Raw genomic sequence first — 12,197 nt, forward strand, 5'->3', positions numbered from 1 at the left:
AACTTTATCTTATTGATATAAAAGGGGTAGCTATGAACTTTCAGAATCTTAAATATTGGCGTGAGAAAGCCAGCCATTATTCGCCAGAAACCCGTTTATTTATCAACGGCGAATATTGCGCAGCCGCCGATAACGAAACCTTTATTACGCAGGATCCAGCAGGACAGCGCCCACTGGCGAAAGTCGCCCGCGGCAAAAAAGCGGATGTAGACCGCGCGGTCACCGCAGCCCGCAGCGTCTTTGAACGTGGGGACTGGTCGCAAGCATCACCCGCAGAGCGCAAAGCAGTACTGCACACGCTCGCGGATTTAATGGAGCAGCATCACGAGGAGCTGGCGCTACTGGAAACACTCGACACCGGTAAACCTATCCGCCATAGCCTGCGTGATGATATTCCAGGCGCAGCGCGCGCCATCCGTTGGTACGCCGAAGCGATAGATAAAGTCTATGGCGAAGTAGCCACCACCTCGGTAAACGATCTGGCGCTGATTGTGCGCGAGCCGGTGGGCGTAATTGCGGCTATCGTGCCGTGGAATTTTCCCCTGCTGCTGGCCTGCTGGAAGCTAGGTCCGGCATTGGCTGCGGGCAACAGCGTGATCCTCAAGCCTTCGGAGAAATCACCGCTGACCGCGATTCGCCTGGCCGCACTGGCTAAAAAAGCAGGTTTGCCCGATGGCGTGCTCAGCGTTGTGAGCGGATACGGTCATGAAGCAGGCCAGGCGCTGTCTCAGCACCCGGATGTCGATGTGATCACTTTTACCGGATCGACTCGCACCGGCAAACAACTACTCAAGGACGCTGGCGACAGCAATATGAAACGCGTCTGGCTGGAAGCCGGCGGTAAAAGCGCCAACATCGTGTTCGCTGACTGCCCGGATCTGCCGAAAGCCGCCGCCAATGCCGCGGCAGGTATTTTCTATAACCAGGGCCAGGTTTGTATTGCCGGTACGCGTCTGCTGCTGGAAGAGAGTATTGCCGACGAGTTCATCGCGCTTTTAAAAGAACAGGCGAAAAACTGGCAGCCGGGCAACCCGCTGGATCCGGAAACCACGATGGGCACGCTTATCGACAACACGCATGCCGACACCGTACACAGTTTTATTCGCGACGGTGAAGCGCAAGGCACGCTGGCGCTGGATGGCCGCAGCCACGTACACCCGGCGGCCATCGGCCCGACTATTTTTGTCGACACCGCGCCGCAAGCCCACGTCAGTCGCGATGAGATCTTCGGGCCGGTACTGGTCATCACCCGTTTTAGCAGTGAAGCCGAAGCTCTGGCGCTGGCCAACGACAGCGACTACGGTCTGGGCGCCGCAGTCTGGACCCGTGATTTGTCGCGCGCGCACCGCATGAGTCGGCGCCTGAAGGCCGGTTCCGTCTTCGTGAACAACTATAACGACGGTGATATGACCGTGCCATTCGGCGGCTATAAACAAAGCGGTAACGGACGCGATAAATCCCTGCATGCGCTGGAAAAATTTAGCGAATTAAAAACCATCTGGATCTCCCTGGAGTCTTAATCATGACTGAACATACCAGCAGTTATTACGCCGCAAGCGCCAATCAGTACGAACCGTTTCCTACCCTTAGCGAATCGGTGAGCTGTGATGTTTGCGTCGTCGGCGGCGGTTATACCGGACTCTCCTCTGCCCTACATTTATCAGAGATGGGTTACGACGTAGTGCTACTGGAATCCGCACGAATTGGCTTCGGGGCCAGCGGGCGCAACGGCGGCCAGTTGGTAAACTCCTACAGTCGCGATATCGACGTCATTGAACGCACCTACAGCCCGGACGCCGCTAAAATGCTTGGCAGTATGATGTTTGAAGGCGGCAATATCATTCGCGAACGTATCAAACGTTATCAGATCGACTGCGACTATCGTCCTGGCGGGCTGTTTGTGGCTCTGAACCACAAGCAGATGGAAACGCTGGAGGAGCAGAAATCGAACTGGGAACGCTACGGCAATACGCAGCTTGAACTGTTAGACAGCAGCGAAATTCGCCGCGAAGTCAGCAGCGATCGTTATGTCGGGGCACTGCTCGACCACAGCGGTGGTCATATTCATCCGCTCAACCTGGCGATTGGCGAGGCTAACGCCATTCGTCTGAACGGTGGGCGCGTCTTCGAACAATCGCCTGTGACGCGTATTCAGCACACCACCCCGGCGGTAGTTAGCACCGAAAAAGGTCAGGTTACGGCACGTTTTGTGATTGTCGCGGGCAACGCCTACCTCGGCGACAAACTGGAACCTGCGCTGGCAAAAAGCAGCATGCCATGCGGCACGCAGGTGTTAACCACCGAACCGCTGTCGGCGGAGATGGCGCGCTCGCTGATCCCGAAAAACTACTGTGTGGAAGATTGTAACTACCTGCTGGATTACTACCGTCTGACCGGCGATAACCGCCTGCTGTACGGCGGTGGCGTAGTCTACGGCGCCCGCGATCCGGACGATATTGAGCGTCTGGTGATGCCGAAACTGCTGAAGACCTTCCCGCAATTGCAGGGGGTAAAGATTGATTACCGCTGGACCGGTAATTTTCTGTTAACCCTGTCGCGCATGCCGCAGTTCGGTCGTCTTGATAGCAACATTTACTATATGCAGGGCTACAGCGGCCACGGCGTGACCTGTACTCACCTGGCCGGACGCCTGATTTCCGAACTACTGCGCGGGGATGCCGAGCGTTTTGACGCGTTCGCCAAACTGCCGCACTACCCGTTCCCGGGAGGCCGCAGCCTGCGCATTCCGTTTACCGCCATGGGAGCGGCATATTACAGCTTACGCGATCGCCTTGGGGTTTAAGTTCTTCCGCGATAAACCCGACGCACAGGGTGGTCCCCCCTGTGCGTTTTTTTATTGCCAAAAAGCGAAAAACAGATAACAGGCACGAAAATATCGCAATAGGACATAACCACATGCTTTGCATTGTTTCTCCCCGCTAATCGGATAGGCTTTTTTAGATTATCGCTGGCGGCGTACGCCAGAACTCAACGGGGGAAGAAACGCGTGTTATGAATACGAATAACGAGGAGACCTTTTATCAGGCGATGCGCCGCAAGGGCGTGAGCAGACGCAGTTTTCTTAAATATTGTAGTCTCGCGGCAACATCGCTAGGGTTGGGAGCCGGAATGACGCCCAGAATCGCCTGGGCGCTGGAAAACAAACCCCGGATCCCGGTCGTCTGGATCCACGGTCTGGAATGCACCTGCTGTACCGAATCATTTATCCGCTCCTCTCACCCACTCGCCAAAGACGTCATCCTCTCTCTGATTTCCCTTGATTACGACGACACCCTGATGGCAGCCGCCGGAACACAGGCCGAAGAGGTTTTTGAAGACATTCTAAGCCGCTACCACGGCCGATACATTCTGGCAGTCGAAGGTAATCCTCCTCTGGGAGAACAAGGGATGTTCTGCATTAGCGGCGGGCGACCGTTTATTGAAAAACTGAAAAGAGCCGCCGCCGGAGCCAGCGCGATCATCGCCTGGGGCACCTGCGCCTCCTGGGGCTGCGTGCAGGCTGCGAGGCCTAACCCAACCCAGGCCACTCCGATCGATAAAGTGATTACCGATAAGCCGATCGTGAAAGTGCCCGGCTGCCCGCCGATTCCGGACGTCATGAGCGCCATAATCACCTACATGGTGACGTTTGACAGACTGCCTGAACTCGACCGTCTGGGGCGTCCGCTGATGTTCTACGGTCAGCGTATTCACGACAAATGTTATCGCCGCGCCCACTTTGACGCTGGAGAGTTCGTTGAAAGTTGGGACGATGACGCTGCCCGCAAAGGCTATTGCCTGTACAAAATGGGCTGCAAAGGGCCAACCACCTATAACGCCTGCTCCACTACCCGCTGGAATGGCGGTGTTTCTTTCCCCATCCAGTCCGGTCACGGTTGTCTGGGGTGTTCGGAGAACGGCTTCTGGGATCGCGGTTCGTTCTACAGCCGTGTGGTCGATATTCCACAGATGGGCACCCATTCAACCGCCGACACAGTGGGCCTCACCGCGCTCGGCGTGGTGGCGGCCAGCGTCGGCGTCCATGCGGTTGCCAGCGCCGTCAATCAACATAACCGCCACAAACAGCAATTAACTGAAGCCGAACAACCGCAGCCGGACAAAGAGGATAACCAGGCATGAGCAATTCGTATCAAACCCAGGGATACACGTTAAACAATGCGGGTCGCCGTCTGGTTGTGGACCCAATAACCCGCATTGAAGGACACATGCGTTGTGAAGTGAACATTGATGAGCAGAACATCATCACCAACGCGGTTTCCTGCGGCACCATGTTCCGCGGACTGGAAATCATTCTGCAGGGGCGCGACCCACGTGACGCCTGGGCGTTTGTCGAACGTATTTGCGGAGTATGCACCGGCGTACATGCCCTGGCATCGGTGTATGCCATTGAAGATGCTATTGGCATCAAGGTACCCGACAACGCCAACATCATTCGCAATATTATGCTGGCCACACTCTGGTGCCACGATCACCTGGTACACTTTTACCAGTTAGCCGGAATGGACTGGATTGACGTTCTGAATGCCCTGAACGCAGACCCGCGCGCCACATCACAACTTGCCCAAAGCCTTTCCGCCTGGCCAAAGTCCTCCCCAGGCTACTTCTTTGACGTCCAAAATCGCCTGAAGAAATTTGTCGACGGCGGTCAGTTGGGGATTTTCCGCAACGGTTATTGGGGTCACCCGCAGTACAAACTGTCGCCTGAGGCTAACCTGATGGGTTTTGCCCATTATCTGGAGGCACTCGATTTTCAGCGCGAGATCATAAAAATCCATACGGTGTTCGGCGGTAAGAACCCGCATCCTAACTGGATTGTCGGCGGTATGCCGTGCGCGATTAATATCGATCAGCGCGGCGCGGTAGGTGCGGTTGATATGGAACGCCTGAACCTGGTGCAGTCGATAATCACCCGCACCGCCGACTTCATCAACAACGTCATGGTTCCGGACGCACTGGCTATTGGCCAGTTCAATAAGTCCTGGAGCCAGATTGGCACCGGGCTTTCTGATAAGTGCGTTTTGAGCTATGGCGCGTTCCCGGATATCGCTAACGACTTCAGCCAAAAGAGTCTGCTAATGCCGGGCGGTGCGGTGATTAACGGTGATTTTAAAAACGTGCTGCCAGTGGATCTGGCCGATCAACAGCAAATTCAGGAGTTTGTCGATCATGCCTGGTACCGTTATCCGGACGATCAATTAGGCCGTCACCCGTTCGAAGGGATCACTGAACCCTGGTATAACCCGGGTGATGTCAAAGGCAGCGATATTGATATTCAGCAGCTCAACGAACAGGAACGCTATTCGTGGATTAAAGCTCCGCGCTGGCGCGGACATGCCATGGAAGTTGGCCCACTGGCGCGCACGCTGATTGCCTATCACAAAGGGGATGCCGCCACGATTGAATCCGTCGATCGCATGATGTCTGCCCTCAAGCTGCCGCTGTCAGGTATGCAGTCAACGCTGGGGCGTATTCTGTGTCGCGCACACGAAGCCCAGTGGGCCGTGAGCAAACTGCAATATTTCTTCGACAAGCTGATGACTAACCTGAAAAACGGCAATCTGGCAACCGCAAACACCGAAAAATGGGAGCCAGAGAGCTGGCCGCAGCAGTGCCGCGGGATCGGTTTTACCGAAGCACCGCGCGGCGCGTTAGGTCACTGGGCATCGATTCGCGACGGGAAAATCGATCTCTATCAGTGCGTGGTGCCGACCACCTGGAATGCCAGCCCACGCGATCCAAAAGGACAAATTGGCGCTTACGAGGCGGCATTGATGGGTACTCAAATGGCGATTCCCGATCAGCCATTAGAGATCCTGCGCACTTTGCACAGCTTCGACCCCTGCCTGGCATGTTCAACACACGTGCTCGGCGACGACGGCAGCGAACTCATCGCCGTCCAGGTTCGCTAATCGCTGAGGAAAGGAACGATGACTGGAAAGACATCCCCCCGCGCCGGGGAGGCGCGTGATACCGCTATCAGCCACTATGTGTTTGAAGCACCTGTGCGCCTGTGGCATTGGCTGACGGTCGGCTGCATGTTGGTGTTGATGGTGACCGGCTACTTCATTGGCCGACCACTGCCGTCGGTCAGCGGCGAGGCCACATATCTGTTCTATATGGGCGACATCCGGTTGGTGCATTTCGCCGCCGCCATGGTGTTCACGGTGATCCTGCTGGGTCGCATTTACTGGGCCTTCGTCGGGAACCGTTATTCGCGCGAGCTGTTTATCGTGCCGGTCTGGCGTCGTAGCTGGTGGCAGGGCGCGTATTCGGTGGTGCGCTGGTATCTGTTTCTGGAGAAAAAACCGGGAAATGATATCGGCCATAACCCCGTCGCACAGGCGGCAATGTTCGGCTATTTCCTGCTCTCCGTTTTTATGATCCTCACCGGCTTCGCCTTATACAGCGAGCACAGCCAGTACGCCATTTTTACCCCTTTTCGCTATGTGACGGAGTTTTTCTACTGGACCGGCGGCAACTCTCTCGACATCCACAGCTGGCATCGGCTGGGGATGTGGTTCATTGCGGCCTTCATTGTTGGTCATGTCTACATGGCGATTCGCGAGGACATCATGTCTGACGATACCGTCATCTCCACCATGGTCAACGGCTACCGTAGCCACAAATTTAACCGTCGTCAGCACGACAAGGAGGCGTTATGAGTGAACCACACGTCATCGTGATGGGTCTAGGCAACCTGCTGTGGGCAGACGAAGGATTTGGCATTCGCGTCGCCGAGCGCCTGTACGCCCATTATCACTGGCCGGAATACGTTGAAATCGTCGACGGCGGCACGCAGGGACTGAATCTGCTGGGCTACGTTGAGCAGGCCAGTCATTTGCTACTGTTGGACGCCATCGACTACGGACTCATGCCGGGTACCCTGCAAACCTACGCCGGTGAAAAAGTCCCCAGTTACCTCAGCGCCAAAAAAATGAGTCTGCACCAGAACAGTTTCTCCGAAGTGCTGGCGCTGGCGGACATTCGCGGTCATTTGCCCCCGCACATCGCCCTTGTAGGACTTCAACCGGTACAGCTGGACGACTATGGCGGCAGCCTGACCGACATCGCCCGCGCTCAGCTTCCGGCGGCGGAGCAGGCCGCACTTACGCAACTGGCTGCGTGGGGGATTGTGCCACAGACCAACGATGACACGCGTTGCCTGAACTATGAATGTCTGTCGATGGAAAACTATGAAGGCGTGCGTATTCGCCAGTATCGCGTAACGCTGGAGAGATAAGCAAGATGTTGAATGACAACCCGTTTTCTACTCTATGGCAACGTATGATAGCGCGAGGCTGGCAGCCGCTAAACGCCTCCGAACTGGATGACTGGGTAACCCACGTTCGCGACGGTGTGGTGCTGCTCAGTAGCGATCCCCGCCGGACCCCCGAAGTCAGCGATAACCCGGTGATGATTGCTGAGTTGCTCCGCGAGTTTCCCCAGTTTGACTGGCATATCGCCATGACGGATCTTGAGCACAGTGAGGCGATTGGCGATCGTTTTGGCGTATTCCGCTTTCCAGCCACACTGGTGTTTATCCACGGCGAACTGCGCGGCATTCTCAGCGGTATCCACCCGTGGGCCGATCTGCTTAACCTGATGCGCCCGTTAGTTGAACCACACATGCCGCCGGAGTCCGTACGATGAGCGACACTTTTTTTCATCTTCTGGGGCCGGGGACGCAGCCAAACGATGACAGCTTCAGCATGAATCCTTTGCCCCTTACCTGCCAGGTTAACAGCGACCCCAGCATGGCGTCCCTGGAAAACTGCCCGCACAGTCCGGCGGTAATGGGATTGTTAGCCGATGTGCGCCACCAGCTCAGGAGGCGTATTCCGGCCAAACAGGACGTGCTGGGGTGGGAATTATCCGCGCTCAACGCAGACGATCTCGCGTTTTTAAATACGCTACTCGGCGAAGGCGAAGTTTCAGTGCGCATCCAGCATGCTGACGGCAGAACGAGCGAAATTCAGGAGTCGATTTTCTGCGGTATCTGGCGGGTACGTAGTCAGAATGACAAGGGACAGTGGGAGGAGCATCTGGAAGCAGGTAGCGCGCCGCGGGCGCTGTGGCTGGCGGCAACATTCAATACACTGCCGGACGACAGCTTGTTGCCCCCGCCGGTGGACGGGCTAATGAATGGCCTGACGCTGGCACAGGAACTGCTGGCGCACGTGCGCGATCCGGCCTTGCAACCCCATAGCATTAACCTCACCCAACTTCCGATTAGCGATGCGGATCGCCTGTTTCTTGCTCGATTATGTGGCGAAGGACGCATCCAGATCCGCACTATCGGTTACGGCGAGAGCCAAATCGATGCCACGGCGCTGCGCCATGTCTGGCATGTGCGCTGTCTGGATACCCTGAAAGGGCTTCTGCTCGAAAGTTATGAGATCTGCCCATTACCAGAGCTGGTGCAGGCTGCGCCGGAAGATCTTCGCGACTCGCTCCAGCGCCTGGATGAAGTCTGCGGCTGGCTGGCATCCGGCCCACCGGCCTGAACATTCTCTTCGGACCCGCGTATTTTTTGCAGCGGGTCTGACGTTTTCTTCCTTACCTATTCTCTCTCTAATGCCTGATGGAGTTCGCATGTGGGACGTCATTGACTTATCGCGTTGGCAGTTTGCGCTGACCGCGCTATACCATTTTCTGTTTGTTCCCCTGACGTTGGGGCTGATTTTTATGCTGGCCATCATGGAAACCATTTATGTGGTGACCGGCAAAACAGTCTACCGCGACATGACACGTTTCTGGGGTAAGTTATTTGGGATTAACTTTGCGCTCGGCGTGGCGACCGGCCTGACCATGGAGTTTCAGTTCGGTACTAACTGGTCGCTGTATTCCAACTACGTGGGTGATATTTTCGGCGCGCCTCTGGCAATGGAAGCCCTGCTGGCCTTCTTCCTCGAATCGACGTTCGTTGGTCTGTTCTTCTTCGGCTGGCAACGCTTAACCAAATACCAACACCTGATGGTCACCTGGCTGGTCGCGTTTGGTTCTAATATCTCGGCCCTGTGGATCCTCAACGCCAACGGCTGGATGCAATATCCCACCGGCGCTCACTTTAATATTGATACCTTGCGTATGGAGATGAGCAGCTTTAGCGAGCTGGTCTTTAACCCCATCAGCCAGGTGAAATTTGTACATACCGTGATGTCCGGTTATGTCACAGGCGCTATGTTTGTGATGTCCATCAGCGCCTGGTATCTATTGCGGGGTCGCAATCGCGAGTTCGCCCAACGCTCCTTCGCAGTGGGCTCCGTCTTTGGCACGTTGGCGATTCTCGGCACCCTGCAACTGGGTGACAGCTCAGCCTATGAGGTGGCACAACGCCAGCCGGTAAAACTGGCAGCAATGGAAGGTGAATGGCAGACCGAGCCAGCACCAGCCCCCTTTCATCTGATCGCCTGGCCGCAGCAAGAACAAGAACGTAACGCCTTTGCCGTGAAGATACCGGCTCTGCTGGGCATCCTGGCGACGCACTCTTTAGACACGCCTGTTCCCGGGCTGAAAAACCTGATGGCGGATGCTCTCCCCCGCCTGCAACGAGGTCGGGAAGCGTGGCTGCTGATGCAGGAAATCGCCAAAGGTAACCGTACGCCACAGGTGCTCAAGGCGTTTTACGACGTGGAAAAAGATCTGGGTTACGGCATTCTGCTGGCAAACTACGCGCCTGATATGAACCATGTCACTCCTGAGCAATATCAGGCAGCGCAACGCGGCGCAATCCCGCAAGTTGCGCCGGTATTCTGGAGCTTTCGCATCATGATTGCATGCGGTTCGCTGCTGTTGCTGGTAATGGCGATTGCGCTAATACAAACCTTACGCAGGCGCATCGACCAGCATCGCTGGGTGCTGCGCATGACGCTGTGGAGCTTGCCGCTACCGTGGATTGCCATTGAAGCTGGCTGGTTTATGACGGAGTTTGGCCGTCAGCCGTGGGCGATTCAGGATATTTTGCCAACCTGGTACGCCCACTCCGCGCTGACCGCAGGCCAGTTGGCCTTCTCCATGGGGCTAATCCTGACGCTTTACACTTTGTTCTTAATTGCAGAGGTCTACCTGATGCAGAAATACGCGCGTCTGGGCCCGGATACGATGCAACGTCAGCAACCGGCGCAACAACAGGGATAAAGGAGATAATCATGTTGGATTATGAAACGTTGCGGCTCATCTGGTGGCTGCTGATTGGCATCATCCTGGTGGCATTTATGGTCACCGACGGGTTTGATATGGGGGTTGGTTGCCTGTTGCCGCTGATCGCGCGCAACGACGAGGAACGTCGGGTACTAATCAATAGCGTCGGGGCGCACTGGGAAGGTAATCAGGTGTGGCTCATTCTGGCGGGCGGCGCATTATTCGCAGCCTGGCCGCGGGTCTATGCCGCCGCATTTTCGGGGTTTTATGTGGCGATGATTCTGGTGTTGTGCGCGCTCTTTTTTCGCCCGCTGGCCTTTGATTACCGTGGAAAAATAGCCAATGCACGCTGGCGCGCCATGTGGGACACAGGGTTTGTGATCGGCAGTCTGGTGCCGCCGGTTATCTTCGGCGTGGCGTTCGGTAATCTGTTTTTAGGGGTACCTTTTCTCTTCACGCCACAGCTTCATGTGCACTATCTGGGTACCTTCTGGCAGCTACTTTCTCCTTTTGCCCTGCTGTGCGGCGCATTAAGCCTGATGCTGGTTATTCTGCAGGGAGGCGTGTGGTTACAGTTGAAAACCGACGGCATACTTCGCCAGCGTGCGTTATCTGCCACCCGCCGCAGCGCGATGCTGGTAGTGCTCTGTTTCCTGCTAGCCGGATACTGGCTGTGGACGGGGATTGACGGCTTTGTGCTGCTTAACCAGGATCCTAATGGTCCTTCCAACCCGCTATTAAAAGTCGTAACGATCGCACCGGGCGCGTGGATGGGGCACTTTGAAAACTCACCTTCACTGCTGTTGATCCCGCTATTGGGCATGATTTTCCCGATGCTGACACTCTATACCTGCGACCAGCATCGGGCCGTGTGGGGATTTTTGTTTGCTTCGTTGACTCAAGCCTGCGTGATCTTCACCGCCGGCATTACCCTGTTTCCATTTGTGATGCCTTCAAGCGCGTATCCGCTCTCCAGCCTGACGGTGTGGGACAGTACCTCCAGCCAGATGACGCTCAGCATCATGCTGGTTATTGTGCTGATTTTTTTACCGATCGTTCTGCTTTATACCGTGTGGAGTTATTACAAGATGCTGGGGCGCATAAATGTAGAAACGATCCGCCGCGACAACCACGAACTTTATTAGGGAGGAGTGTACGATGTGGTATCTATTTTGGTTTGTCGGCATTCTGCTGATGTGCGCGATCTCCACACTGGCGCTGGTCTGGCTTGAGCCCCGGCTGAAATAATCCTGAAACCGGAGGGAGCGATGGACTGTCTCCGGTTTATTTTTGATTGCTGCAAGCCATACCGTATTTAAATATTATTTTCCTAAAACCATGCAGGTTTATGCTACACCTAAGATTTAATTATACTCCTGCCAGTTTACACAACCTGATTTATAAATCAGGATCGCTAATCTGGTGACTCACCATCCAGTATAATTTCCAGCTAATGAACAAGGTTGTCCATGAAGTATTTAGTAGCAGTGTTAATCCTTTCTTATTCAACATTTGCGATGTGTAGCGAGAAAACGTTGTATGCGATCAATCCGACCGCATTCGTTTATCATGCCTATAATCCAGCCAAAAGCTATACCCAATATTTTCAGAATCAGTATGTTGCTTTTGAGAGAAGGCTTAGCCCGGATTCTGACTATAGTTTGGCCATCGGTTCACTGAAAAATAGTTTTGCTGACAGATGTTTACTGCTAGGCGTACGCAAAGACTGGATTACCGAGGGACGCTGGATCTTTAAAGGTGGATATGCCTATGCCGGGGAGTTTTTCCTCAACACCTTTAGCCATTGTGGCGATGAAGGAGTCTATAAAAACATTAAGGATGTTACCGGCATAGGATTTGCACCTTACATCTATCATGCTTTGCAATATAACATTAATAAATCTGCCAGTGTTGAAGGTGGGGTGATATTACCTGGGATTGTTATTTTCAGCGTACAACTGCACTTTTAGTAATGGATATCCAATTGTTATCTCAATTATCACAAAATAAGATAATTTTATTTAGCCATTAATACC

Annotated in this window: 12 protein-coding genes; all 12 read left to right on the top strand. The window is 54.7% G+C overall.

Annotated features, from left to right (window positions below):
- Positions 1 to 32 precede the first annotated feature (32 nt).
- The 12 genes from puuC to OGX99_RS08590 all read left to right on the top strand — a co-directional run bounded on the left by puuC (position 33) and on the right by OGX99_RS08590 (position 12,131).
- A complete protein-coding gene (gene puuC, locus OGX99_RS08535) occupies positions 33 to 1,520 on the top strand; it encodes an aldehyde dehydrogenase PuuC (protein ID WP_210904684.1) in 1,488 nt (495 codons plus the stop codon).
- Positions 1,521 to 1,522: 2 nt separating this feature from the next.
- A complete protein-coding gene (locus tag OGX99_RS08540; RefSeq protein WP_286543184.1) occupies positions 1,523 to 2,803 on the top strand; it encodes an NAD(P)/FAD-dependent oxidoreductase in 1,281 nt (426 codons plus the stop codon).
- 209 nt (positions 2,804 to 3,012) lie between these two features.
- The gene (gene hyaA, locus OGX99_RS08545; RefSeq protein WP_151218537.1) at positions 3,013 to 4,140 is read left to right on the top strand and encodes a hydrogenase 1 small subunit; all 1,128 of its coding nucleotides are present in this window, start codon (positions 3,013 to 3,015) and stop codon (positions 4,138 to 4,140) included.
- The gene (hyaB, locus tag OGX99_RS08550; protein WP_151224812.1) at positions 4,137 to 5,930 is read left to right on the top strand and encodes a Ni/Fe-hydrogenase large subunit; all 1,794 of its coding nucleotides are present in this window, start codon (positions 4,137 to 4,139) and stop codon (positions 5,928 to 5,930) included. Before hyaA ends, hyaB begins: the two co-directional genes overlap by 4 nt.
- A gap of 18 nt (positions 5,931 to 5,948) precedes the next feature.
- Positions 5,949 to 6,683 carry a Ni/Fe-hydrogenase b-type cytochrome subunit gene (gene hyaC / locus OGX99_RS08555; RefSeq protein ID WP_151218536.1) on the top strand — a complete coding sequence of 245 codons (735 nt, stop codon included), beginning with the start codon at positions 5,949 to 5,951 and terminating at the stop codon, positions 6,681 to 6,683.
- The gene (gene hyaD / locus OGX99_RS08560; RefSeq protein ID WP_151218535.1) at positions 6,680 to 7,261 is read left to right on the top strand and encodes a hydrogenase 1 maturation protease; all 582 of its coding nucleotides are present in this window, start codon (positions 6,680 to 6,682) and stop codon (positions 7,259 to 7,261) included. The genes hyaC and hyaD overlap by 4 nt, the downstream gene beginning before the upstream one ends.
- Before the next feature lie 5 nt (positions 7,262 to 7,266).
- Positions 7,267 to 7,671: a hydrogenase-1 operon protein HyaE gene (gene hyaE / locus OGX99_RS08565; RefSeq protein WP_151224810.1), complete on the top strand. Its 405-nt coding sequence runs from the start codon at positions 7,267 to 7,269 to the stop codon at positions 7,669 to 7,671.
- The gene (locus OGX99_RS08570) at positions 7,668 to 8,525 is read left to right on the top strand and encodes a hydrogenase expression/formation protein (RefSeq protein WP_187259329.1); all 858 of its coding nucleotides are present in this window, start codon (positions 7,668 to 7,670) and stop codon (positions 8,523 to 8,525) included. The genes hyaE and OGX99_RS08570 overlap by 4 nt, the downstream gene beginning before the upstream one ends.
- 88 nt (positions 8,526 to 8,613) lie before the next feature.
- Positions 8,614 to 10,158, top strand: a complete 1,545-nt coding sequence (gene appC, locus OGX99_RS08575; protein WP_187259328.1) for a cytochrome bd-II oxidase subunit 1 — start codon at positions 8,614 to 8,616, stop codon at positions 10,156 to 10,158.
- 11 nt (positions 10,159 to 10,169) lie between these two features.
- Complete coding sequence (gene appB / locus OGX99_RS08580) at positions 10,170 to 11,306, top strand: cytochrome d ubiquinol oxidase subunit II (RefSeq protein ID WP_286543188.1); 1,137 nt, start codon at positions 10,170 to 10,172, stop codon at positions 11,304 to 11,306.
- A 13-nt stretch (positions 11,307 to 11,319) separates the two neighbouring features.
- Positions 11,320 to 11,409, top strand: a complete 90-nt coding sequence (cbdX, locus tag OGX99_RS08585) for a cytochrome bd-II oxidase subunit CbdX (RefSeq protein WP_286543190.1) — start codon at positions 11,320 to 11,322, stop codon at positions 11,407 to 11,409.
- A gap of 221 nt (positions 11,410 to 11,630) precedes the next feature.
- Positions 11,631 to 12,131, top strand: a complete 501-nt coding sequence (locus OGX99_RS08590) for a hypothetical protein (RefSeq protein ID WP_151218530.1) — start codon at positions 11,631 to 11,633, stop codon at positions 12,129 to 12,131.
- The last annotated feature ends 66 nt before the right edge of the window (positions 12,132 to 12,197 follow it).

It is taken from the genome of Citrobacter sp. Cu096 (assembly GCF_030332285.1).
Classification (GTDB): Bacteria; Pseudomonadota; Gammaproteobacteria; order Enterobacterales; family Enterobacteriaceae; genus Citrobacter; species Citrobacter meridianamericanus.

What these genes read in the sequence shown, in the direction of transcription:
- puuC (WP_210904684.1), top strand. Translation starts at nt 33, where the DNA reads ATGAACTTTCAGAATCTTAAATATTGGCGTGAGAAAGCCAGCCATTAT.
- OGX99_RS08540 (WP_286543184.1), top strand. Translation starts at nt 1,523, where the DNA reads ATGACTGAACATACCAGCAGTTATTACGCCGCAAGCGCCAATCAGTAC.
- hyaA (WP_151218537.1), top strand. Translation starts at nt 3,013, where the DNA reads ATGAATACGAATAACGAGGAGACCTTTTATCAGGCGATGCGCCGCAAG.
- hyaB (WP_151224812.1), top strand. Translation starts at nt 4,137, where the DNA reads ATGAGCAATTCGTATCAAACCCAGGGATACACGTTAAACAATGCGGGT.
- hyaC (WP_151218536.1), top strand. Translation starts at nt 5,949, where the DNA reads ATGACTGGAAAGACATCCCCCCGCGCCGGGGAGGCGCGTGATACCGCT.
- hyaD (WP_151218535.1), top strand. Translation starts at nt 6,680, where the DNA reads ATGAGTGAACCACACGTCATCGTGATGGGTCTAGGCAACCTGCTGTGG.
- hyaE (WP_151224810.1), top strand. Translation starts at nt 7,267, where the DNA reads ATGTTGAATGACAACCCGTTTTCTACTCTATGGCAACGTATGATAGCG.
- OGX99_RS08570 (WP_187259329.1), top strand. Translation starts at nt 7,668, where the DNA reads ATGAGCGACACTTTTTTTCATCTTCTGGGGCCGGGGACGCAGCCAAAC.
- appC (WP_187259328.1), top strand. Translation starts at nt 8,614, where the DNA reads ATGTGGGACGTCATTGACTTATCGCGTTGGCAGTTTGCGCTGACCGCG.
- appB (WP_286543188.1), top strand. Translation starts at nt 10,170, where the DNA reads ATGTTGGATTATGAAACGTTGCGGCTCATCTGGTGGCTGCTGATTGGC.
- cbdX (WP_286543190.1), top strand. Translation starts at nt 11,320, where the DNA reads ATGTGGTATCTATTTTGGTTTGTCGGCATTCTGCTGATGTGCGCGATC.
- OGX99_RS08590 (WP_151218530.1), top strand. Translation starts at nt 11,631, where the DNA reads ATGAAGTATTTAGTAGCAGTGTTAATCCTTTCTTATTCAACATTTGCG.